Annotated in this window: 20 protein-coding genes; 16 read left to right on the plus strand and 4 right to left on the minus strand. The window is 59.2% G+C overall.

All coding sequences use genetic code 11. From position 1 onward, the window contains the following. Positions 1 to 3 precede the first annotated feature (3 nt). The gene (locus Q0O05_RS01885) at positions 4 to 870 is read right to left on the minus strand and encodes a bile acid:sodium symporter (RefSeq protein WP_293660160.1); all 867 of its coding nucleotides are present in this window, start codon (positions 868 to 870) and stop codon (positions 4 to 6) included. A 163-nt stretch (positions 871 to 1,033) separates the two neighbouring features. On the opposite strand from Q0O05_RS01885, the gene Q0O05_RS01890 reads away from it, so the two are divergent. The 14 genes from Q0O05_RS01890 (at position 1,034) to Q0O05_RS01955 (ending at position 18,217) form a co-directional block, all read left to right on the plus strand. Next, complete coding sequence (locus Q0O05_RS01890) at positions 1,034 to 2,701, plus strand: AMP-binding protein (protein ID WP_293660161.1); 1,668 nt, start codon at positions 1,034 to 1,036, stop codon at positions 2,699 to 2,701. Positions 2,702 to 2,757: 56 nt separating this feature from the next. Beyond that, the gene (locus Q0O05_RS01895) at positions 2,758 to 4,053 is read left to right on the plus strand and encodes a DsbA family protein (RefSeq protein ID WP_293660162.1); all 1,296 of its coding nucleotides are present in this window, start codon (positions 2,758 to 2,760) and stop codon (positions 4,051 to 4,053) included. A gap of 1 nt (position 4,054) precedes the next feature. Next, a complete protein-coding gene (locus Q0O05_RS01900) occupies positions 4,055 to 5,014 on the plus strand; it encodes a hypothetical protein (protein ID WP_293660163.1) in 960 nt (319 codons plus the stop codon). Positions 5,015 to 5,083: 69 nt separating this feature from the next. Beyond that, positions 5,084 to 6,298, plus strand: coding sequence for an acyl-CoA dehydrogenase family protein (locus Q0O05_RS01905; protein WP_293660164.1), 1,215 nt, complete (start codon positions 5,084 to 5,086; stop codon positions 6,296 to 6,298). Between the two features lie 11 nt (positions 6,299 to 6,309). After that, positions 6,310 to 7,488, plus strand: a complete 1,179-nt coding sequence (locus tag Q0O05_RS01910; RefSeq protein ID WP_293660166.1) for an acyl-CoA dehydrogenase family protein — start codon at positions 6,310 to 6,312, stop codon at positions 7,486 to 7,488. Between the two features lie 70 nt (positions 7,489 to 7,558). Continuing rightward, positions 7,559 to 8,527, plus strand: coding sequence for a nitronate monooxygenase (locus tag Q0O05_RS01915; protein ID WP_293660168.1), 969 nt, complete (start codon positions 7,559 to 7,561; stop codon positions 8,525 to 8,527). A 27-nt stretch (positions 8,528 to 8,554) separates the two neighbouring features. Next, a complete protein-coding gene (locus Q0O05_RS01920) occupies positions 8,555 to 9,235 on the plus strand; it encodes a glutathione binding-like protein (protein WP_293660169.1) in 681 nt (226 codons plus the stop codon). A gap of 31 nt (positions 9,236 to 9,266) precedes the next feature. Further along, positions 9,267 to 10,283, plus strand: coding sequence for a glutathione S-transferase family protein (locus tag Q0O05_RS01925; RefSeq protein WP_293660170.1), 1,017 nt, complete (start codon positions 9,267 to 9,269; stop codon positions 10,281 to 10,283). A gap of 406 nt (positions 10,284 to 10,689) precedes the next feature. Beyond that, complete coding sequence (locus Q0O05_RS01930; RefSeq protein WP_293660171.1) at positions 10,690 to 12,228, plus strand: Rieske 2Fe-2S domain-containing protein; 1,539 nt, start codon at positions 10,690 to 10,692, stop codon at positions 12,226 to 12,228. Then, on the plus strand, positions 12,225 to 13,190 hold the full coding sequence (locus tag Q0O05_RS01935) for a PDR/VanB family oxidoreductase (protein ID WP_293660173.1): 966 nt from the start codon (positions 12,225 to 12,227) through the stop codon (positions 13,188 to 13,190). The genes Q0O05_RS01930 and Q0O05_RS01935 overlap by 4 nt, the downstream gene beginning before the upstream one ends. 19 nt (positions 13,191 to 13,209) lie before the next feature. After that, positions 13,210 to 14,043 (plus strand): class II aldolase/adducin family protein, encoded by an 834-nt coding sequence (locus tag Q0O05_RS01940; protein WP_293660175.1) that lies wholly within the window; start codon positions 13,210 to 13,212, stop codon positions 14,041 to 14,043. 55 nt (positions 14,044 to 14,098) lie between these two features. Beyond that, complete coding sequence (locus Q0O05_RS01945; RefSeq protein WP_293660176.1) at positions 14,099 to 14,776, plus strand: GntR family transcriptional regulator; 678 nt, start codon at positions 14,099 to 14,101, stop codon at positions 14,774 to 14,776. A gap of 39 nt (positions 14,777 to 14,815) precedes the next feature. Next, on the plus strand, positions 14,816 to 16,165 hold the full coding sequence (locus tag Q0O05_RS01950) for an SAF domain-containing protein (RefSeq protein ID WP_293660177.1): 1,350 nt from the start codon (positions 14,816 to 14,818) through the stop codon (positions 16,163 to 16,165). Between the two features lie 159 nt (positions 16,166 to 16,324). After that, positions 16,325 to 18,217: an ATP-binding protein gene (locus Q0O05_RS01955; RefSeq protein ID WP_293660178.1), complete on the plus strand. Its 1,893-nt coding sequence runs from the start codon at positions 16,325 to 16,327 to the stop codon at positions 18,215 to 18,217. Between the two features lie 50 nt (positions 18,218 to 18,267). On the opposite strand, the gene Q0O05_RS01960 is transcribed toward Q0O05_RS01955, so the two are convergent. Then, on the minus strand, positions 18,268 to 19,233 hold the full coding sequence (locus tag Q0O05_RS01960; protein WP_293660179.1) for a complex I NDUFA9 subunit family protein: 966 nt from the start codon (positions 19,231 to 19,233) through the stop codon (positions 18,268 to 18,270). Positions 19,234 to 19,290: 57 nt separating this feature from the next. Continuing rightward, complete coding sequence (murB, locus tag Q0O05_RS01965; protein WP_293660180.1) at positions 19,291 to 20,361, minus strand: UDP-N-acetylmuramate dehydrogenase; 1,071 nt, start codon at positions 20,359 to 20,361, stop codon at positions 19,291 to 19,293. A gap of 39 nt (positions 20,362 to 20,400) precedes the next feature. On the opposite strand from murB, the gene Q0O05_RS01970 reads away from it, so the two are divergent. Further along, a complete protein-coding gene (locus tag Q0O05_RS01970) occupies positions 20,401 to 20,886 on the plus strand; it encodes a YajQ family cyclic di-GMP-binding protein (RefSeq protein ID WP_293660181.1) in 486 nt (161 codons plus the stop codon). Positions 20,887 to 20,941: 55 nt separating this feature from the next. After that, positions 20,942 to 21,901, plus strand: coding sequence for an HD domain-containing phosphohydrolase (locus Q0O05_RS01975; protein ID WP_293660182.1), 960 nt, complete (start codon positions 20,942 to 20,944; stop codon positions 21,899 to 21,901). On the opposite strand, the gene plsY is transcribed toward Q0O05_RS01975, so the two are convergent. Next, entirely contained in the window at positions 21,898 to 22,539 is a 642-nt protein-coding gene (gene plsY, locus Q0O05_RS01980) for a glycerol-3-phosphate 1-O-acyltransferase PlsY (RefSeq protein WP_293660183.1), read from the minus strand. The two genes, Q0O05_RS01975 and plsY, sit on opposite strands and share 4 nt — an antisense overlap. Positions 22,540 to 22,602 lie beyond the last annotated feature (63 nt).

Here is a 22,602-nt window from a genome sequence, read left to right on the forward strand (position 1 = left end):
TACCTATGCAGCCACAGCACCTTCCTTATGTGTTGCCCTGAAATACAGAGTCACGATAGATGCAGTGATCACAATGAAAAATGAATAGAGCGCCGGCACCGCCATGTAACTTTGCTGTTCTGGCCCGGAAAAAGTGAATGCGATGATGCTGAAAGCCAACGGGCCGTTCTGCAGGCCTGTTTCGATGCCCACGGTGCGGGCATCAGTGCGGTTCATGCGCAAGAGCCGCGCCGCGCCGTACCCCAGGATGATGCCGGCGAGGCCCAGTGTGATGGCAGCAACGTAGACGCCGCCTTGGGTCTCCATGAGGAACTGCCAGTTGCGGGGCACCCAAGCGCCAATCAAAAAGAGGATGAAAAAAATGCCCAGCATCGAGCCAGCCCGTTCGGTGATCTCGCCGGCCCGCGCACTGCGGTGCCGTATGAACATGCCAATGACAACCGGCACCAACATGATCACCAGCGCAATGGCGATGTTTTCATTCGGAATCTTAAGGTTGAGCGCGCCGGCATAAATGCCAATGAGCAGCGGGACCGCAAAAACGCCACAAACGGTTGAGGCCACGGTCATCAGCACCGACAGTGCGAGATTTCCCCGTGCAAAGTACGTGAACATGTTCGAGGTCGTGCCGCCGGGCATGCAGGCAATGATCAATACGCCAACCGCCACCGCGTCTGGAAGGTTCAAAGTCTTGACAAGGGTAAACCCCAACAAGGGCATGATTCCATACTGGCAGGCAAGGCCAATTCCGACTCCGTGCGGCTGCTGCAAGCACCGCTTGAAGTCACCGAGCGAGAGCGATGCGCCCATTCCCAGCATTACAAAACCCACGACGATTGCCGAGAGCACCTGTTCGAGTTGTCCGACCATGGGCTTGTCTTCCTTTAAATTTTTTTCTAGCGTATCGACTGGTTAGAACCAAGTCTGTCCACTTGTGGACAGACTTGGGACGAACAGCACAAAACAATAGAAAGGTAATTTTTCAAAAACAGTCATCGACGCATACAGCGGGCGATGCATAGGAGACAAAGTTATGGCTGAAACCACCTACGCGGTGCCTTATGAAATGCTGCGCCAATGGGCGCAGAAAACCCCGAACAAGGTTTATCTCCGTCAACCCGTGAACCGCGTGTATCGCGAGAAAACATGGGCGCAAGTCCACGATGAAGTTCTGCGCCTTGCCTCTGCGTTCCGTGCGCTGGGCCTGAAGAAAGGCGACGTTGTTGCCATTCTCGGCAAGAACACGTCCGAATGGTTTATCGCGGATTTCGCCTGCGCGGCCGCTGGCCTCATTCCCGCTCCCATCTACTTCACTGCCGGGGCCGACACGATTCGTTATGTGCTCGAGCACAGTGAGGCCAAAGCCATCATATTGGGCAAGCTGGATGATTTGAAACCGGCAAGCGAGGGCATTCCCGAGGGCATCATCACCATTGCTCAGCCCTACAAAACTTTGCCCTGCGACCACCAGATGACGGATCTGATCGCTAAGCATGGGCCGCTGAAAGACGTCAATGTCCCGACAATGGAGGATACCTTCTCGCTGCTTTACACATCTGGCACGACGGGTGAGCCTAAGGGTATTGTGGTCACGTTTCGCAATATTGGATACAGTTCAACGACGGCGGTCGAGGCCCTCAAATACACCGAACATGATCGACTGATCTCTTACCTTCCACTCGCGCACATCACCGAGAGAGCTATGGTGCAACACGTGGGTCTCTACCATGGCTGTTCGGTCGCATTCGTCGAGAGTCTGGAGACCTTTGCCGAGGACGTGCGCAACGCCGCACCTACCATCTTCATTTCAGTGCCTCGTCTGTGGATGAAGTTCCAAAGCGGTATTCTCGCAAAAATGCCGCAGGCAAAGCTGGATCGGCTGCTGCGGATCCCGATCTTGCGCAGTGTCGTCAAAAACAAGATTAAAACGCTGCTGGGTTTTAAGAATGTGCGTATCGCTGGCTCGGGCGCAGCGCCGATCTCGCCGGCCGTATTGGCATGGTTCGCGCGACTTGGTATCAACATCACAGAAGGTTTCGGCATGAGCGAAACCTCTGGCCTTGTCACGGTCAATTATCCATTCCAGCTTTCCAAGATCGGCACGGTCGGTGGGCCAGCAAAAGGCGCAAAGATCAAGATTTCTGAGGAAGGGGAGCTTTTGGTCAGCGGCGACTGCATCGTTAAGGGTTATTACAAAGCGGCAGAAACTACAGCTGCAACTTTCCGTGACGGATGGCTCCATACAGGCGACATGGGAGAGATCGATACCGACGGTTGCCTCAAAATTACAGGACGAGTCAAAGAGCTTTTCAAGACTGCCAAAGGTAAGTATGTTGCCCCAGTGCCGATTGAAAGTCTGATTGCAGAGAACCCATACGTTGAACAAATTTGCGTCATGGGAAGCGGTCTGCCTCAGCCTGTAGCTGTCGTAGTAATGGGCCCAGGAGCCGGAAAGGTTGCGCAGATGTCCGAAGAATTAACTGGATTGGGAGAAACCCTCAAAAAGGTCAACGCCCGTCTCGAGTCTCATGAAAAACTCAGTCACTTCTTCGTGGCTAGGGACCCTTGGACTATCGAAAACGGTTTGCTGACGCCAACCATGAAAACCAAGCGCAACTTGATAGAGAAGAAATACAAAGATGTGGTTGCCCGCCCTAATTCCAATGGCAATGCGGTGGTTTTTGAACAAGGCAGTTCATGAACATTACGCGGCAAAAAGGTGCGGCTGACAGCAACCCATCGGCTCTCAAGCGGTGGTTGCAGTCGCAACTGATGACTCACCTCGTTAGCGATAGACGGCAAGCGCGGGAGCGCAATCGCACAGAAAACCTGCGCCAAAGGCAAGGCCGCCGCCGTGTCGTGGAGTACTTCCACCAAGTCGATGACGGCTATTCCCATCTGGCCATACAAGTGCTTGAGAAATTGACAGCCACCTACGACATCAATTTGGTGGTGCATTTGGTGCGGGGGCTGCATGACGCCAACACTCCAGAACCCCAACTGCTCCAAGACATGTCCCGATGGGATTCAGCGGCTATTGCGCCGTATTTCGGCCTCAGCTTTCCAGATAGCACTTCAGTTCCGAACCAGCAGTTGGTTGACTTGGCATTGTCGATATTTACCGGACTGACTACGCAGGCTTTCATGACTGATGGCGTGCGCATCAGCGATTGCCTTTGGCGCTCAGACGAAGCAGGATTGCGTGCGCTGGCCATCAAATGGGGGATTGCCCCCAAGGAAGCTGTGGCAGCTGCGCTTGAGAAAGGTGTGGCACGCCGCTCTGAGCTAAAACACTACAGCGGCGCCATGTTTTATTACGAAGGTGAGTGGTACTGGGGCGTGGGTCGCTTGAGTCATCTTGAGCAACGCTTGCGTGCAGGATCGACCGTGCGAACCGATCACATCCCACGCATCGCGCCCAAGCCCAGCATTGCAACAACATTTCCAAGCTGCGCGGCGGAAATGACGCTGGAGTATTTCGTGTCGCTGCGCAGCCCCTACACAGCCATCTCTTGGCAACCGACCTTGGCACTGGCCGCCGCCTCTGGCGTCAAGCTCAGTGTCCGCCCCGTTTTGCCCATGGTCATGCGCGGTGTTCCAGCGACTTTCCAAAAAGCCTTTTATGTGTGGAAAGATGCCAGCCGGGAAGCGCGCGACTTGGGCGTCGAGTTCGGGCATTTCTTTGACCCGATCGGCAAACCCATAGAGCAAGGCTACAGCCTGTACATGTGGGCGCTGGGTCAGGGGCGTGGCAATCACTTCTTGGGGGCCTTCTTGCAAGCCGCCTTTGCCAAGGGCATCAACACCAACAGCCGCGCGGGTATGCGCCGTGTGGTCGAGATGGCGGGGCTAGATTGGGAGGAGGCGCAAAAGCATCTGGCAGACGACAACTGGCAGAGCATGGTGGAAAACAACCAACAGGCGATGTACAACTGTGGTATCTGGGGCGTGCCCAGCTACCGACTACTCGACAAAAATGGGCATTCGGTACTCAGCGTCTGGGGCCAGGATCGGCTCTGGCTGGTGTCGCGAAAAATTCAAGAGAGCGCCTGAGATGGGCACACGCAAGCGCTATGTGCTGATTGCCATTGCCCTCATTGCAGCAGGACTTGCTGCCTTGGCCTCGCAAAACGTCGTCGTGCGCAACCTAGTTTTCCTCATAGGCTACGAGCGCACGCTTGATACCTATGCCCAGACCGACACCACAGTGACGAAGGTGACCGCGCGGGCCGATGCGCGTGGGCGGGGAGCTGGCATGGTGTCGGCTTTCTTCGGCCTCGACAACGGGCTGCCCCATTTGTTTAGCCTGGCATCGTGCAAAGGCGCCGGCGGCATGGACGGCATGCCGGTCATCTTTTCCCATGAAGTTGATATCGCCACACTGGAGCCAGGAGACTTCCGTATAACGACCGCATCAGGCCAGGTTGGCAAGGTGGTCTGTCTCACGCTGGCACCCGCCGACGATCCTGGTGAATTGCGTACCGCCCTGCTGATTGGGGAGTACGGCAGCGCCAAAAACCAGCCCACACGTGTAGAGATCGTGGGCAATGTGCTGTCGAAGGATCATCTGGTGAATTTCCACGGCGCGTCGGTAAAAGTCACCCCTCTGGAGAACGGCCCCAGCCTGGTCTGGGCCGAGCGCGTGCCCCAAGCGGAATGGGCGCTCGGGCGCAAAGCGACGCGCTTGCCCTGGGGCGGCGGCGATGGCTGTCCGGTAGGGACGGCGCAAGTGGTGCGCGTTACTTGGGACGGGGGAGTCAAAAAGCGGGTTGGTGGCGATGCGGATGCGGGTGTCGGCATGCTGTACGAGGTGACAGTCATCGGTCCGGACGGAAAGACACGCTTAGTGAAGCCAATGGCGCTGGCCGATCTTGGCGATGGTGATAACAACCATGCACTTTGTCTCGATGTCGCAGACCCTGCAGTCTCGATTCGATTTCCCGCCGGTCACTTGACCGATCCGCGTGATGACCTTAACTGGGACACGCAGGTTGCTGTCACTCGCACGGATTGACACTGCAAATGAGAGAACAACCGCCGCGTTGGCATGGCCAACGTTTGAAGTTTTGATGAGGAAAAAACGATGAATGCATTTGATAGAAAAATGGAGCCACAAGAGTTTCGCAGCTATGCACGCAAGTGGCTCGCCGAGAATGCTCCACCCCCGCCGCCGGAACGCTTGCCGATAACCCCCATTGAAGTGATGACGGTGCCGCAGCGCGACTATCTCCAGGCTTGGCAGCGCAAGTGCTACGAAGCGGGGCTTATCGGCACCGACTACCCAGTGGAATACGGCGGCCACGGGCAGAGTGGCCTTCAGCGCATTGCCAACCAGGAACTCGAGCACGCCGGGGTGCCGTACCTGATCAACATTGTCGGGCTCAGTATGGTTGCTCCCACCATCATGAAGCATGGTACTGACGCGCAGAAACGTAAGTTCCTGCCCGGATGCCTCTCGGGTGAAGAAATCTGGTGTCAGGGTTTCTCGGAGCCGGGCGCTGGCTCGGACCTGTCCAATCAACGCACGATGGCCGTGCCCGACGGCGACGGCTGGATCGTTAACGGCCACAAGGTCTGGACAAGTCTGGGGCACTTCGCCAAGTGGATGATTCTGATCACCCGCACCAGCACGGAACATCGCTACGAGGGGTTGACCTATTTCCTGTGCCCCATCGCCGGCCACCCGGGAGTAACGGTTCGCCCGCTGATCAAGATGACCGGCGAAACAGGCTTCAATGAGGTGCTGTTTGAGAATGTGCGGGTTCCGGATGCCCATCGCCTCGACGACATCGGCAAGGGCTGGACCGTGGCGATGACGACGCTCTCAGCAGAACGCGGTGCGGCCGAAGGGGCTGGCAGCGCCGGGTCCGGGTTTGGCGATCCGGCTGTGACCATCCACAAGCTTATTGAGCTCGCACGCGGCACCAAGCGCGGCGGTGGTCTTGCGGCAAATGATCCGGTAACCCGCGACGCAATTGTCCAGCGCGCAATATTGGCCGAGGGCTTGCGGCAAAGTGCCAAGCGCGCGCGCGTCCCAGCCTTGTGCGACAACCCCATGCGCCTGGCCTTGCAGACCAAACTGGTGGTGACTGAGTTTGACCAGGGCAATGCCCGCCTTGGCTTCGAGATTGCCGGAGCGCACTCCACGTTGTACAAGCTCGACCCGCGTGCGCCCGCTGCCGGGCATTGGCCGCTGGCGTATCTCAATTCGTTCGGTAACACGATTGCCGCGGGAACCAACGAAATCCAACGCAACATTCTGGGCGAGCGCGTGCTTGGCCTGCCGAAATCTAAATAGAAGGGAAGATCATGCTCGAGCAAAAAAGTGCCCCGAAAGACTTTGGCTTCGGCGAAGACGAAGCCATGATGCGCGACGCGGTGCGCAAGTTCCTGTCCGAAAAACTCTCCACTTACACACTTAGCCGCCTGGTGGCCAAAGCCCCCGAACCGGTCTACGACCATGGAGGACGGGCGCCATGGGACGCTGAGCTGTGGTCCGATATCGTCGCTCTGGGCTGGTCAGGTCTCGCCGTTAACGAAGAGGCCGGTGGGGCTGACATTTCCATGGTTGGTATCGCGGGTATTGCCGAAGAGCTTGGGCGCGCAGCGCTGCCCTCACCGCTGATTCCCACGTTGTCGGCGAGTCTCTTGTTGCGGCATGCCGGAGGCGACGTAGCAAAGCGGATGATGGCCTTGATAGCTGGCGAGAGCGCTACGGCGAGTCTTGCCTTGACCAATGCCGATGGAAGCTGGGAGCCCGCCGACGCGCCGCTGACTGCCCGTCAGGACGGGCAGGATCTGCTTCTCTCAGGCAGCGCCCACTTTGTGCAAGACGCATTCAAGGTGCAGTTTTTGGTCGCGAGCGCCCGGCTCGACGACAAGGTGGTGCTGTGCGCGGTACAGGTGGATGCGCCGGGATTGACGCTGGAGCAGGACCACATCCACGATCTGACCCGCGATCAAGCGACCGTGCACTTCAACGAGGTAAGGGTCGGTGTTGATGCCATCGTCTCTCGCGATGCCGCCGGGGTACTGGAGGCAGTTTGGCCCGCATTTCTGACGCTGGTGGCCGCCGACCTCTGCGGTGCGGCCGAATGGCTCTTGCAGACTACGGTCGACTACGCCAAGGAGCGTGTTCAATTCGACCGGCCGATCGGTTTCTTTCAAGCAGTGAAGCACCCGCTGGTGGACGCCATGGTTGATATCGACCGTGCCCGCTCGTTGTTCTACCACGCCGCGGCCGAGTTGGATGTGAAGTCGCCTGGCGCTATCACCGCGGCGCGGATGGCCAAGAGTGCGGCCTCGGACGCGGCAGCGTTCATTTCCAATCGGGCTATTCAGCTGCATGGCGGCATAGGGTTTACGTGGGAACATGCCTTGCACATTTACTTCAAGCGCAACATGCACAACCAGGCCCTGTACGGCGACGGTGTGTACCAGCGCCGCAAGCTTGCTGACACGCTGATCGGCCCCATCGGCGCCGCTTGAATTCAGCTGCTTCAATGGTTCTGAGAATGTTCTTTACGCTTGGCGCCTCAACATTTAACTGAGAAAACGCATGAAAACCAGACTGACTGAACTCTTGGGCATTGAGGTGCCTATCATTTGTGGAGGCATGATGCGCGTCGGTACGGCCGAACTGGCTGCGGCCGTGTCCAATGCCGGTGCACTTGGCATCTTGACGGCGTTGACACAGCCCACGCCGGAACGCCTGAAGGCCGAAATCGAAAAATGCCAAGCGCTCACCGACAAGCCCTTCGGCGTAAATATCACGGTCGGTGTTGTTACGACCCAAGTGGACTACAACGCCATTGTTGAGGTCATTATCAAGAGCGGCGTCAAAATTGTGGAGACTGCCGGTCGCAGCCCTGAGCCATTTATGCCGTTTTTCAAAGCCGCTGGAATCAAAGTAATCCATAAGGCTGTGACCGTGCGCCATGCACTGGCCGCTGAGCGGGTCGGCGTAGACGTGGTCAGCATTGACGGGTTCGAATGCGCCGGTCACCCCGGCGAGCAGGATGTGGGCGGTTTGGTGCTGTTCCCAGCTACAGCGCAGGCTTTAAGTATTCCGGTGGTTGCTTCGGGCGGTATCGCTGATGGGCGGGGCCTAGCCGCAGCGCTTGCGCTCGGTTGCGAGGGGGTGAACATGGGAACCCGGTTTCTGGCTACGCAAGAGGCTCCAGTCCACGATGGCATCAAGCAAAAAATTGTGGAGATGGATGAGAACCAGACCCAGATCATCTTTCGCAAGTTCCGCAACACCGCGCGCGTTTACAAGAACTCAGTTGCTATGAAGGTGGCTGAGATCGAAGCTGCTGGCGGCGAATTTAAGGATGTGCACGCCTTTGTCTCCGGCGAAAAGCAGGAAGAGGCTTGGAGCACCGGCAATATCGATGCAGGCATGGTGACTGCAGGAATGTCCGGCGCTTTTGTCAACGACGTGCCCACCTGCAAGGAGGTTGTTTCTCGCATCGTTGCTGATGCGCGAGCCATCATCACGGGTCGTCTCGCAGCAATTGCGGGATAAAGCAGTTATCAAAAAGGAGTGAGGCAAATGATCGATCTTTATACAGCGCCGACCCCCAACGGATGGAAAGCCTCAGTCACCCTTGAAGAACTGGCGATTCCCTATGAAACGCATTTCGTAAACATCGCCAAAGATGAGCAGAAGAAGCCGGATTACCTGAAGATTAATCCTAATGGCCGAATTCCTGCCATCGTGGACCGCAATGCCGACAATTTCGCGGTCTTCGAATCCGGCGCGATCATGATTTACCTGGCCGAGAAAGCCGGTAAGCTGCTACCGACGGATGCGAAGGGTCGCTCTCGGGTAATCCAGTGGCTAATGTTCCAGATGGGGGGCGTTGGGCCCATGATGGGGCAGGCCAATGTGTTTTTCCGTTACATGCCTGAGAAAATCCAACCCGCCATTGATCGCTACCAGAATGAAAGTCGGCGGCTGTTCGAGGTGCTCGACGGGCATCTGGCTGACAACGAGTGGCTGGCGGGTGATTTTTCCATTGCCGACATCGCCAACTGGTGCTGGGTACGCACCTACCGTTGGTCCGGTATCAATGTTGAAGGTTTGCCACACTTGGCACGCTGGAGAGATGCCATCAAGGAGCGCCCAGCTTGCCGCCGCGGTATTGAGGTGCCATTCGTGCTGCCCAATACTGAGGATAAGAAAGCTGCGGACGAGTTCGCCAAGGATGCGCTAAAGATTGTGCAGCGCTGACCAATTGCGTCCGAGACCTAAGGATATATTGATGGCACTTGTTACATCTCCCTTCCAGCTGCTTGGCTTGGAGGCATCCCCTTACACGATGAAGGTCAAGTCGTACCTGAAGTACAAGGGTTTGCCTTTTGAGTGGATCACGCGCAGCCTAGCGAACGAGCCACTCTTTCAAAAATACGCGAAGGTTCAGCTGATCCCTTTGCTTTTCTTCCCAAATGGGGAAACGATGCAGGACTCCACTCTGATCATCGAACGGCTTGAACAGGAGAAGGGCGGCATTTCAATCCATCCGGAAGACAAGACGTTGTGGTTCCTGTCGTGTCTTTTTGAAGAATTTGGCGATGAGTGGTGCAACAAACTGATGTTCTTCCAGCGCTGGTTTTATGAGGCCGACGCAAAGGCGACGGGCGCACGCCTGGCGCGGGATCGGCTGGAGGGCAAATGGTATGCGGCGATTGCGGGACCCATCGTCGCGCATCTGATGGTCAAGCGCATGGTGCCCCGGCTTTCCTATTCGGGCGGCAATGCGACGAACATACCGCAGCTCAAGCAATCGTTCGAAGATCTCGTTGCAATGCTTGACTTGCATTTCCAGGCTCGGTCTTATCTGCTGGGTGGACGGCCGTCGTTCGGAGATTTTGGGCTCTGGTGCAATTTGTACGAAGCCTGGACCGACCCGACCGCAAAGGCTTACATCGAACAAAAAGCACCGAACCTGACCAGATACATCCATCGCATGCTGACGCCCAAGGCCGAAGGTCCCTTTGAGTCATTAAAGACACTGCAGGCTACGCTCACGCCCATCCTCAAACAGGAAATGGCAACACGCTTTTTGCCCTGGATGCTGGCCAATCACCAAGCGTTCCATGCCGGGCAGAAGGAAACCCGCCTGACCATGAACGGGCAGATTTTCCAGCAGAAGACCTTCAAATACCAAGCGAGCACGCTGGATGAACTGCGCCGCAAATTCCAGACAGTTGCGAACGAGCCTGCGTTAACGAGCCTTCTGGGAAGCACTGGCTGTCTGTCGTTTCTAAGCCTCAGTTGATCATAGGCAATCTCTTGTTGCTATCAATGTCATTTATGAAACTGGTAATTGGATCGAGGCAACCGCGATGGCGCGGCGCTGACAACAATGCATCGAACTATGAAACCACAAATTCTTGGAATTTCTCTTTTTTCAGCCAGCTACGCAATGTACGCAACGTAACTGTAGCTTCGGTTTTTCTACTGCCCGGTTAGCTCGGTGACGATGCCAAAATCATCCCGCAGCTTGACTGCTGCTGTAGCGGGGGGGAAGCTAGGTGCCAGCCCCTGGCGCACGTTGGACAGGCGGGTTTTTTGATCTCTGGGGTAAACCCCTAGGCAGGCGCTGTCCGCTTCCGCTTAATCTCTGTATACAGACTACAGTGTTCACACATCGGGGGCGCTGTTTTTGGTTGAAAGGCAAGCTCATGAACACGCGCGACAAAACATCCCATATTGAAGAAGCATCCGAGAAGAAGCTCGTTCCCTTCGGCGGTTACTACGCCAACCGGGTTCCCGGCCACGATCCGGAACTCACAGAATGCGGAGCCGGCACGCCGCTGGGCGAATACATGCGGCGCTTCTGGCATCCCGTGTGCATGTCGATGGAGCTCACCGACACCCCCCGCTTTCTCAAAATCCTGGGTGAAGAATTGGTGGCGTTTCGCGATGGAGCCGGGCGGATTGGTTTGCTGCATGCGCACTGCGTGCACCGTGGTGCGTCGCTGGAGTACGGAAAAATTGAGCACAACGGCATCTCCTGCTGCTACCACGGCATGGTCTTTGACATCGATGGCACCTGCCTGAGAGTGCCGTTCCCTCAAGGCGAAGAGGAAGAGGGCGAGCGCTACCGTTGCTCCATCCGGCAAGGCGCCTACAAGGCGTTTGAGCGCCATGGCCTGGTGTTCGCCTACATGGGGCCGCCCGACCAGGAGCCGCCATTCCCCGAGTGGGAGTCCAACTTCACCGTGGCAGAGACTGATGAGTTGGTGCCTTACAGCAACTTTCAACATTGCAACTGGCTGCAGGTGCAAGACAACTCGGCCGACAACTACCACACCATGGCCCTGCATGCCAAGCGCCAAGTCACAGGCGAACACTACCAGGGCACAACCTTCGACGAAGTTGGCGCAGCCTCTATGGAGGTGCCGCCCGATATGCACTTTATGCCGGTGCATCAAGGCCGGGGCTTGGCTGCCGCGGGCGCACGCCGGGCAGATGATGGCCACATGTTTATCCGTGTGCAGCACCAGGTGCTGCCCAACTTCAGCTTGCATGCCTACACCTCGGAAGATGGCAAAAAGAAGAAGCTCTTCAGCCGCTTCCACATGATCCGCTGGACCGTGCCGGTCGATGACCACAACAGCAAGATGATGGGCTGGCGCGTCATGGGTCCCGGTATTGATACTCGCGGGGTGGGCGACAAGGGCATGGTGGGCTACGAAGCGATTGACTTCCTGGAAGGCCAGGTGGCGATGCGCCGGCCCGAGCGCTTTGGCAAGTACGAGCTCAAAGACATGCCGCCTATCCCGACCGACCACCGCGCACGTGCCAACTACAAAGATTGCCAATACGCACCGGGCGACTACGAGGCCATCATCAGCCAACGTCCGATTGCTGTGCACGCCTTGGAGAACCCCACCAAATTTGATGCCGGGCTCTACATGTTCCGCAAGTTGCTGCGTGACGCCGTGCGTGGTTCAAACCCCAACGCCGGCCCGGAGCAATTTGCGCAATGGCTGCGTGACTCCGCAGGCCAGCCCAATAGCTATTGCTCAGGCAACGTCTTCGAACTGCCTGTGGGTCGAACCACCGAGGAAGAAGTTACCCTGCGCCGCCATCTGGCCAAACAGGTGGTGGCCATCATCACCGAAGCGGACAAGCTCCAAGGCGAGGCGCGCGCAGATTTTGTTCGCACCAAGATGGAAGCGTTGCAACAAGACGTGCTGGCCAAGCGAAACGCATGAGCAATGCGTTGACGAACCCACAGCTGCGGGTGCAGGCCATTCGTTGGCAGGCGCAGGGCGTGTGCTCTTACGAGTTGACCGACCCGAGCGGCGCCCCGCTTCCCGAGGTGGAGGCCGGTGCCCATGTGGATGTGCATCTGTCCGGCGGCCTGGTTCGCTCTTACTCGCTGGCCGGTGACCCGAAGGACTCGACGCACTGGTTGTTGGGTGTGTTGCGTGAAGCCAAGAGCAAGGGCGGCTCCATAGCAATGCACGATCAGGTGCGCGTGGGTGATCTGATAGAAGTCGGGCCGGTGCGAAATGCGTTTGCATTGTCCAACCAGGCCCACCACTCGGTGCTGCTGGCGGGCGGCATCGGCATCACCCCCCTGAAGGCCATGGCGCACACGCTGTCCGCATCCGGTGCCTCTTTTGAGCTTCATTACTGCGCGCGCAGCCCCAACCATGCGGCATTCGTGAAAGAGCTGAAAACCATCGCTCCGGCGGGCCGGCTGCACTTTCACTTTGATGAGGGCGACCCCGGCAAGGGCTTGAACATCCAAGCCCTGCTGCAAGACCACCAGCCTGGCACGCACGTGTATTACTGCGGTCCGGCAGGTTTCATGTCTGCCTGCTCGGAGGCAACCAGCCACTGGCCCAAAGATGCGGTGCACTGCGAACACTTCAAAGCACCAGAGGTGGCACCCCCGGACATGCCGGACGGCGCTTTTGAAGTGCACCTGGTCAAAAGCGGCGTCACCATCCAAGTCGGGCCTGATCAGACCATCGTGCGTGCGATTGAGTTGACAGGAAGACGGGTTTCAACGTCTTGCCTGTCAGGCTTGTGCGGGGCGTGCAAGGTCGGTTATGTCGACGGAGAAGTGGATCACCGTGACTACATACTGAACGACGAAGAGCGGACGCATTGCCTCACAGTGTGTGTCTCGCGAGCCAAAGGAAAAAGCTTGTCATTGAATCTGTAATTTTTATCAGGAGAACCCTATGCTGGATAAAGTAAAAACACCTCAGTTGAATGCGCAGAAGAAGTCCATCTATGAACCAACGCAAAGCGGGCTGATCTATCCCGAAATGCCTTCGTTCGACAACTTCGCGGCAGAGCGCCAGCACCGCAAACAGCGGCTCGTCGCGGCATGCAGGGCTTTTGCGCTCGAAGGTTTTGATTACGGATTTGCGGGGCACTTGACCATTCGCGACCCCGAGCATCCGGAGCTGTATTGGACCAATCCCATGTGTGTGCACTTCGCACAGGTAAAAGTGTCAAACCTGATCCTCGCGGACCACAAGGGCCAGGTGGTTGAAGGGCGCCACGCCATCAACCGGGCTGGATTTGTGCTGCATGCCGCTGTGCATGAGGCACACCCTGACATCATTTCCATGTGCCACGCCCACACCGTCTACGGCACGGCGTTTGCGGCATTGGGTCGCCCACTGGAGCCGATTTCGCAAGATGCCGCCGCCTTCTTTGAAGACCACATCGTGATCAAAGATGAGGCGGGCCAGGTGGCCGTCGAAGAGAAGGCGGGCTTGGCGGTGTGCGATTGGTTCAAGGGTGTGAAGGCTGCGATTCACCAGAATCACGGTCTCTTAACGGCCAGCCGCCACAGCATCGAGGCTGCTGCGTTCTGGTTCATCGCCCTGGAGCGTTGCTGCCGCCAGCAAATGCTGGTGGAGGCCTCCGGCCATAAACCCGTGTTGGTCGCACCGGAGCGCGCCCGCTACAGCCGTGAACACGTGGGCTCTGAGTACATCGGTTGGTTGCATTTCCAACCGATTTACGAGCACTTGGTTGCCACCCAGCCGGACATGTTCGCCTGAGCGCCTTGGCGTATTTGTACGTGAGGCACAGCGCTCTGACGCAGTGGAGTTACCCATGAGTTTGGCCAAGATCCCGAGCCGCACTGACTATGTGGATGAGGTCTACAAATCTTTGCTAGATGCCATCAGCGCAGGGACCCTGGCGCCTGGTGAGCGGATCACCCAGGAAGATTTGGCAGAAAAGCTCAATGTGTCCCGCTCCCCTGTCCTTCAGGCGCTGCGGCTTCTGAAAAAAGATGGGCTGCTCGAAGAGGCGCCAGGGCGTGGTTTGGTCGTCGCCCAACTTGACCCCACCCGCTTTGGCCACCTCTACCAGGTTCGGGGCTCCTTAGATGCCTTGGCCGCCCGCCTGGCCTCCACCAGGAAAGCCAAGATCCCGCTGTCCTTGATTGAAGCCGGCCGTAAAGCCGCCGAAGGTGATGATGTCAACGCGCTGATCGACGCGGACACCGCATTTCACAAAGCCATATACGAGGCTTCGGGCAACCCTTTCATTGTGGAATCCGCCATGTTGCATTGGATCCACCTGCGCCGGGTGATGGGGGCTGTGCATCAATACCAACTCGGCCGCACCGGCATCTGGGATGAACACGCCGCAATTGTTCAGGCCATTCACGACGGCCATGCAGACCTGGCGGCAATGCTGTCGGAAAAACACACCGACCTGGCGAGAGAGACACTGATAGTCAATATGGCGAACACCGACATCGTGCCCGAGCTTTTGAAGGCCTGATGCACTGAGGCGTTGTCAAAAACACAAGAGAGAGACCCCATGTCGTTGTTTCAAAAACTCAAGGCTCGCGCCGCCGAAAGCCGCCCAGTACGCGTAGCGGTGATTGGTGTGGGCAAGTTCGGTTCGATGTACTTGTCGCAGGCGCCGCGCACGCCGGGCATCCATGTTGTGGCGGTGGCTGATCTGTCCCCCGACCGCGCGCGCGGTTCTCTGGCCCGCGTGGACTGGGACGCCCATCGGCTGTCTGCAACATCGCTTGCCCAAGCCGCCAGAGACGGCAGCACGTTTGTTACGGACGATGCGGCCGCTGTGATTGCCAGTGAATTTATTGACATCGTGATTGATGCCACCGGCAGCCCGGCAGCTGGCATTGCCCACGCACTGTTGTGCTGCGAATACCGCAAGCACATCATCATGGTGAATGTGGAAGCGGATGTGTTGGCCGGGCCGCTGCTCGCACGTCGTGCCAAAGAGGCCGGCATCATTTATTCGATGGCTTCGGGCGACCAACCTGCGCTCATTGCAGAGATGGTGGACTGGGCACGGACCATCGGCATGGAGGTGGTGTGCGCCGGCAAGGGCACCAAATATTTGCCGGTCTATCACCAAAGCACCCCCGACACGGTGTGGGGCCACTACGGCTTTAGTGCCGAGCAAGTGGCCGGCGGCGACTTCAATGCACAAATGTTCAACAGCTTTTTGGACGGCACCAAGTCTGCGCTCGAAATGGCGGCAGTGGCGAATGGTTGCGAGCTCATGCCACCCAAAGAAGGCTTGTATTTCCCGCCGTGCGGGGTGGACGATTTGCCGCATATCTTGCGTCCCCATTCTGACGGCGGCATCTTGTCGCAAAAGGGAACGGTCGAGGTGGTGTCATCCATAGAGCGCGATGGGCGCCCCGTGTTTCGCGATCTTCGTTGGGGCGTGTATGCCGTGTTTGAAGCGCCCAGCAAATATGTGATGGACTGCTTTCAGCAGTACGGATTGAAGACCGATGCAACCGGCAGATATGCCGCCGTGTACAAGCCGTATCACCTGATTGGGCTGGAACTGGGTATTTCGGTGGCGAGTATTGCTGTACGCCAGGAGGCGACCGGTGCGACAGGCGAATGGCTCGGTGATGTGGGCGCCACGGCCAAGCGTGCGCTCAAGAAAGGCGAAAAGCTGGACGGGGAAGGTGGCTTCACGGTGTACGGCAAATTGATGCAAACCGCTGATTCCCTGCGCATCAAGGCACTGCCCATTGGACTTGCGCACAACATGGTGCTCAAGCGCGATATTGCGCAGGGGGCTGTGGTCACTTGGGACGATGTGGACTGCGACGCAAGCAAGCAGGCGGTGGCGTTCCGACGCGAACAGGAAGATGTGTTCCGCAGAGAGATGGCCTAACCGCAGTGAGGCGGTGGGGCGCGGCGGCGTAGCCTGACCCATAATCACCCGGCAGCTGCAGTAAAGCCCGGCTGAATGACACCAGGAATGGAAAGAAGCCTGTCGTTGAGCAACCTGCGGGCGTAATCAACACCCTCTCGCATCCCCCAAGGAGTTCTATTGGCTGGCGTCAACAAAAACAAGCGCTACCTGTTGTGGCTGGCGGTCGGCACGGGCGTGCTGGCTTTGGCGATGGCGGTCCTGTTAGCGCTGCAGGTGATGCAGCAGCGTGCCATCCAAAAAGCAAACGAGCTGCGGGTGGACTCCATCGCGTCGCTGGTGTTCCAGTTTGAGCGCGAGTTTTTGCGCCTGCGTCAGACGGTGGAGACAGAAGTCATACGCAACGGTGCGCCAGACACCGCCGCCATCCAGCTGCGCTATGACGTTTTTCTCAGCCGTCTCAACCTGCTGCGCGACAACCCCACCACCGATCTGATTGCGCACCGGCCTGAATACCGCAATGTCATGCCCCGCATGGACCCGCTGGTGGCGCAAGCCGATGCCGCTCTGGGCGCCGAGAGGCCCGACAGGCAGGCGCTGCGCGAACTGCTGGCCGAGTTGAACCGGCTCGGTCGGGACATGCAGGCCCTGAGCATGTCGGCGACTTCTGAGATCTCTGCGCTGGTCGAAAGTCAGGAACAGGCTCTGGTGGAGCAAAACCAGCAGATCATTTGGCTGACACTTGGCCAGCTGATTTTCCTGCTGCTGGCTGCCATGGCCCTTGCCCTGCGCCAGCGCCGCATGGAGCAAGAGCGCCGTGCCCTCGAGGACCTGACCCACGAGTTGCGCGAGGCGCAATTCCGCGCCGAATCAGCCAACCGCGGCAAGAGCCAGTTTTTGGCGAACATGAGCCACGAACTGCGTACGCCCTTCAACGGCATGCTCGGCATGATGAGCCTTCTGGAGTCGACACCTCTCAGCCCCGAGCAGTCGGACTACCTCATCACCGCCAAGGGCTCGGCACAGCACCTGCTGACTTTGCTGAACGACATCTTGGACGTCTCGGCCCTGGAGTCCGGAAAGATGACGCTCAAACCCGCCCCCGTGAACCTGGGGGCCTTGCTGAACGAGGTACATGCGCTGATGCAGCCGCTTGCCGCAGAGCGGCAGCTGGGCTTTGCCCTGGTGCTGCAGGGGGATGCGCCGTGGGTCATGGCCGATGGAACCCGCCTCAAGCAAATACTGTTTAACCTGGTGAATAACGCCATCAAGTTCACCGAGCAAGGCGGGATCACCTTCACCGTGAACACGCAGGACACCCGCGATGGCGCACCGTGCATGAGCTTTGCCTTGCAAGACACCGGCATTGGTATGGATGCGCAAGCGCTGTCCCGCTTGTTTCAACGCTTTTACCAGGTCGATGGCGGACTGGCTCGAAAGACCGGAGGCACCGGGCTGGGGCTTGAGATTTCGCAGACCATGGCGGGCATGATGGGCGGCTCGATTGTGGTGACCAGCGTGCCGCAACAGGGCTCGACATTCACCCTGTACCTGCCACTCAGCACCTGCGAGGCGCCCGTACCCCCGGCGGAGGCGGCACCGCTGACACCCCATATTCCGCAGCCCGCTACTGGCCCCCATGCCGCCACGCACGCTCCCTCGAACCCCACCCCGGAGCGACCTGCCCTGCGCGTACTGGTGGCGGAGGACCACCCAGTCAACCGCAAATTTGTTGCCATCCTGCTCGCCAAAATGGGCTGCGTGGCTACGTTTTGCGAAAACGGCCAGCTCGCTGTCGAAGCGGCTGAGCGCGAGGTTTTCGATCTGGTGCTGATGGACATCCACATGCCGGTAATGGATGGACTCACCGCCACCCGCACCCTGCGCGCCATGGCGGGACCCATGGGCCGCGTGCCTGTGATTGCCTTAACGGCAGACGTGGTGACGGATGCGCGCGAGCAAGCGCAGGCAGCAGGAGTAAACGGCTTTATCACCAAGCCGGTGCAGATGGGGGAATTGCAGGCTGCCATGCAAGCCTGCTTGCCAGACGCCTTTGCGCCAGCTGGCGCCTGAATACGGCGCTTAAATTCGCCGCTTCAATTCGGCGCCTGAAACTCAGAACGTCAGACCCGGCGTCGCAAGCCCGGTAGCCCGTAGCCCGGCCGGCTGCGCTGCAAGTAGTCCATCGCGATAGGCTCCAAGGCGGCGGGGTGAATGCCGAGGTCCGCAAGGCCGGCTTCTGTGCCGCTTGCGATGTTGTCCGTCTTCATGGAATCCAGGTTGTCGCGGCTCATGAGCGGCTCGCCAGGGGCCAGCTCCATGAGGGCCGCCTGCAAGCGCCCCGCCCATTGCGGCAGAGGGATGACCGGCCGCCCGCGCCCTTCAGCAATACCGGCCCAGACCCCGGCACCATGAACCAGCTCACCCAGGGTATAGACCTTGGGACCGCAGGCTTCCCACACTTCGCTCGACCCCGCTGAGGCGCGCCTTTGCAGCAGGCACACCACCGCAGCCGCCACGTCTTCCACCCACACCGGCTGAAAGCGCGCTGCAGCCCCCGCCAGCGGCATAAACGGAAACACCTGCTGCAGGCTTGCGAACATGTTCAAGAACTTGTCCTCCGCGCCAAAAATGACGCTGGGGCGAAGCACCGACACCGAAAGCGCGGAGTGCCGCAAAGCCAGCTCGCCGCGCGACTTCGACCGCAAATAGCGCGAAGGCGCAGACTCTGGCGCGCCCGGGTCCGCGCCCAGCGCGCTGATGTGTACCACCCGGCCCACGCCCGCGGCGGCAGCGCAGCGCGCCAGGCTGACGGGCAGATCCACATGCACTTTTTGAAACGCGGCATCGCTGCCATGCAGGATGGCCACCAGGTTCACCACCGCGTCGTGCCCTGCTAAGGCCAGCTGCAGCTGCGCGGGGTTGTGTACATCGAGCTCTGCCACGGTGACCGTGGGCAGGGTCTGCACCTCGCGGGCGTTGATGGCGCGCCGCGTTGCCACGGTCACGTTGTAGCCCTGCCGGACCAGTTTTTGCAGCACATGCCGGCCCACAAAGCCGGTGCCGCCAAGAACAAAGATATTTTTCATAGTCACAGGTTAGCTGCTGCCTAACCCCGGCACAACGCTGGGGCTTCTTGTGGGAGCTTAAATCACCACGGGTTCCGGCTCCAGCAGGATGCCGAAGCGTTCGTACACGCTGGTTTGTATCGCCTTGGCCAAGGTCATCACCTCGCCGCCAGTGGCGCCATTGCCATCCACACCGGCACCGCGGTTCACCAGCACCAGCGCCTGCTTTTCGTACACGCCGGCCTGCCCCACCGACTTGCCCTTCCAGGCGCAAGAGTCAATCAGCCAGCCGGCAGCCAGCTTGACCGAGCCATTGTCCAGCCGGTAATGCACCACCTTGGGGTCGCGGGCGATGATGTCTTCGCACTGTTCAGGGGTCACGGTGGGGTTCTTGAAGAAACTGCCCGCATTGCCGATTTCTGCCGGGTCGGGCAGCTTGGCGCGGCGCACCTCACAGACCCAGTCAAAAATCTGGCGGGGCGTGGGCGCGGTCACGCCGTACTGCTCCATCTTGCGCTCAATGTCAGCGTAGCCCAGCACCGGCTTCCACACCTTGGGCAGCGCAAAACGCACCCGCAAAATCAACGCGCGGTCTTTCAGGCCCAGGGGCTGGTGCAGATCCGGCGTTGCACTGCTGGCGTGTTTGAAGACCGAGTCACGGTAGCCGAAAGCGCACTGGGCCGAGTTCAGGCTGAACACCTGGCCGGTGTGCAGGTCGATGGCGTCGAGCGACTCAAAGCGGTCTTGCAACTCCACACCATAAGCGCCCACGTTTTGCACCGGAGAGGCCCCCACCGTGCCGGGGATGAGGGCCATGTTTTCCAAGCCGGGCAGGTTCTGGTCCAGTGTCCAGGCCACCAGATCGTGCCAGCCTTCGCCGGCGCCGGCCTCCACAATAATGGCCTTCGATGTCTCGCCCACCACCTGCAGGCCGCGCACCTCGACCTTGAGGACAAGGGGCTTCACATCACCGGTGAGCACGATATTGCTGCCGCCGCCCAGCACAAACTTCGGGCTGTCGGCCCACTCGGGGTCTGCCAGCACGTCCAGCACGTCCTGCTCGCGGGTGATGCGGACCATGGCATGGGCCTTGGCCACGATGCGGAAGGTGTTAAAGGCCTGCAGCGGAATGTTTTTCTCGACTAACATCATTGCATTGTCTCACTGCCACTTTTTAGAGCGAAGCCCATGCCCTCATTTGATACCGTATGCGAAGCCGACCTGGTCAAGGTCAAAAACGGCGTAGAAAACACCGCCAAAGAAATCGGCACCCGCTTTGACTTTAAGGGTACTGCCGCCAGCATTGAGATCAAGGACAAAGACATCACCCTCATCGGGGACGCCGACTTTCAGCTCGACCAGATTGCCGATGTCCTGCGCAACAAGCTCACCAAGCAAAGCCTGGACGTGCGCTTTCTGGACTATGGCGATGTGCAGAAAATCGGCGGTGACAAGGTCAAGCAAGTCATCAAGGTGCGCAACGGCATCGAGTCCGAACTGGCCAAGAAAATCCAGCGTTTGGTGAAAGACAGCAAGATCAAGGTGCAGGCCGCGATTCAGGAAGACAAAGTGCGCATCACCGGCGCCAAGCGCGACGACCTGCAGGCCACCATGGCCCTGCTGCGCAAAGAAATCACCGACATCCCGCTCGACTTCAACAACTTCCGCGACTAATGCGCCCCTCTGCCCGCCGGATCCGACTCCAGCGGCGCTAAGCGCTCCGAAGGCCGTGCAGGACGAAAACGACTACCAAGACGTGCTCGGCCAGTGGTCGGACCTCGAATCCGGCCTGAGCATCATCCTCAGCAAGCCTGCCAGCGCACAGCAATTTGTCCGCCGCGTGGTGCAGTACGACCGCTGGATGCAGGACCTGATGCAGCGCGATGCCGATGTGGGGCTGTACCTGCTCTTCCAGCTGGCCGGCACTTCGCATGTGGGCTACAGCGCATCGCACGCGCTGGTGTGCGCGGTGCTTTGCCATCTGGTGGCGCAACAATTGGACCTGCCCGCAAAGCAGCGCAACAGCCTGGTGCGCGCCGCCTTCACGATGAACGTGGCCATGACTGCCCTGCAGGACCAACTGGCCCAGCAGACCAGCCGTCCCGACCCGGCCCAGCAGGCCGCCATTCGCGCCCACCCGCTGCAAGGCTCCATGATGCTCACCAATCTGGGCGTATCGGACGATGACTGGCTGGACATCGTCACCGGCCACCACGAAGAATCCTCAAACCCCTCAACCGCCAGCGAAGGCAGCATCCGGCGCCTCACCGGCATCCTGCAGCTGGTTGACCGCTACGCCGCCATGATCAGTCCGCGCGCTTCCCGCGGGGGGCGCAGCAGCATGGAGTCGGCACGCGCACTGCTCGGTAGCACGGGCGGCAGCAGCGACATGGCGCAAGCGCTGGTGCGGGCGGTGGGGCTGTGCCCGCCGGGCACCTATGTGCGGCTGGATAACGACGAACTGGCTTTGGTGGTGCGGCGCACCGCCAGCATTAACCAGCCGCTGGTCGGCATCATCGGCAAGTCCAACGGCGAGTGGCACCGCCCGCCGCGCATGCACGCCACCAGCCACTGCGCCCCGCGTATTCGATCTGCCCTGCCGGCGTCTGCGGTGCGCACGCCGATTAACCATGTCGAGCTGCTGCGCCAGGGCGGCGAAGCCGCTCGGCGACTACAGGCGCCGCCCTAAGCGGCAGGGTCTTTTTTAACGCCCAGCTTGGTTTCGGTCCCTTTGACCAGCCGGGAGATATTGGGCGCGTGCCGCCAGATCAGCAAGAGGCACATGATGGACGTCGACAGCAGCAGGCTGCCATCTGCCACCCAGGCCACGCCGTCGCCAAACGCGTAATAGGCCGGCGCAAACAAGGCCGCTACCAGTGCCGCCAATGACGAATAACGGAACGCATAAGCCACGATCAGCCAGGTGAGGCCGGTGGCCAATGCCAGCCAGCCGCTGGTTGCCACCAGAACGCCCAGCGCAGTGGCCACGCCTTTGCCACCGGCAAACCGGAAATACACCGGGAACAAGTGCCCGAGAAAAGCAGCCAGCCCGGCCACTGCCATGGCCCCCTCGCCCAGGCCATAAGGCTGGCCCCACCATTGCACCGCAGCCACCGGCAGCCAGCCCTTCACCGCATCCAGCAGCAAGGTCGCCACCGCCGCGGCTTTGGAACCCGAGCGCAGGACGTTGGTGGCGCCGGGGTTCTTGCTGCCATAGGTGCGCGGGTCGTTCAGGCCCATCACGCGGCTCACAATCACCGCAAACGACAAGGAACCCACCAGATAGGCCGCCACAGCCACCAGCACGAGGGAAAGCAAAGAATTCACGACAGGTTCTCCAAAGACGCTTTGAGCCCGCACTGTACAGGTTGCGCGGGGTCAAACCACGAG

The sequence above is a fragment of the Rhodoferax sp. OV413 genome, assembly GCF_945881795.1.
GTDB lineage: Bacteria > Pseudomonadota > Gammaproteobacteria > Burkholderiales > Burkholderiaceae_C > Allorhodoferax.

What these genes read in the sequence shown, in the direction of transcription:
- Q0O05_RS01885 (WP_293660160.1), bottom strand. Translation starts at nt 870, where the DNA reads ATGGTCGGACAACTCGAACAGGTGCTCTCGGCAATCGTCGTGGGTTTT.
- Q0O05_RS01890 (WP_293660161.1), top strand. Translation starts at nt 1,034, where the DNA reads ATGGCTGAAACCACCTACGCGGTGCCTTATGAAATGCTGCGCCAATGG.
- Q0O05_RS01900 (WP_293660163.1), top strand. Translation starts at nt 4,055, where the DNA reads ATGGGCACACGCAAGCGCTATGTGCTGATTGCCATTGCCCTCATTGCA.
- Q0O05_RS01905 (WP_293660164.1), top strand. Translation starts at nt 5,084, where the DNA reads ATGAATGCATTTGATAGAAAAATGGAGCCACAAGAGTTTCGCAGCTAT.
- Q0O05_RS01910 (WP_293660166.1), top strand. Translation starts at nt 6,310, where the DNA reads ATGCTCGAGCAAAAAAGTGCCCCGAAAGACTTTGGCTTCGGCGAAGAC.
- Q0O05_RS01915 (WP_293660168.1), top strand. Translation starts at nt 7,559, where the DNA reads ATGAAAACCAGACTGACTGAACTCTTGGGCATTGAGGTGCCTATCATT.
- Q0O05_RS01920 (WP_293660169.1), top strand. Translation starts at nt 8,555, where the DNA reads ATGATCGATCTTTATACAGCGCCGACCCCCAACGGATGGAAAGCCTCA.
- Q0O05_RS01925 (WP_293660170.1), top strand. Translation starts at nt 9,267, where the DNA reads ATGGCACTTGTTACATCTCCCTTCCAGCTGCTTGGCTTGGAGGCATCC.
- Q0O05_RS01930 (WP_293660171.1), top strand. Translation starts at nt 10,690, where the DNA reads ATGAACACGCGCGACAAAACATCCCATATTGAAGAAGCATCCGAGAAG.
- Q0O05_RS01935 (WP_293660173.1), top strand. Translation starts at nt 12,225, where the DNA reads ATGAGCAATGCGTTGACGAACCCACAGCTGCGGGTGCAGGCCATTCGT.
- Q0O05_RS01940 (WP_293660175.1), top strand. Translation starts at nt 13,210, where the DNA reads ATGCTGGATAAAGTAAAAACACCTCAGTTGAATGCGCAGAAGAAGTCC.
- Q0O05_RS01945 (WP_293660176.1), top strand. Translation starts at nt 14,099, where the DNA reads ATGAGTTTGGCCAAGATCCCGAGCCGCACTGACTATGTGGATGAGGTC.
- Q0O05_RS01950 (WP_293660177.1), top strand. Translation starts at nt 14,816, where the DNA reads ATGTCGTTGTTTCAAAAACTCAAGGCTCGCGCCGCCGAAAGCCGCCCA.
- Q0O05_RS01960 (WP_293660179.1), bottom strand. Translation starts at nt 19,233, where the DNA reads ATGAAAAATATCTTTGTTCTTGGCGGCACCGGCTTTGTGGGCCGGCAT.
- murB (WP_293660180.1), bottom strand. Translation starts at nt 20,361, where the DNA reads ATGTTAGTCGAGAAAAACATTCCGCTGCAGGCCTTTAACACCTTCCGC.
- Q0O05_RS01970 (WP_293660181.1), top strand. Translation starts at nt 20,401, where the DNA reads ATGCCCTCATTTGATACCGTATGCGAAGCCGACCTGGTCAAGGTCAAA.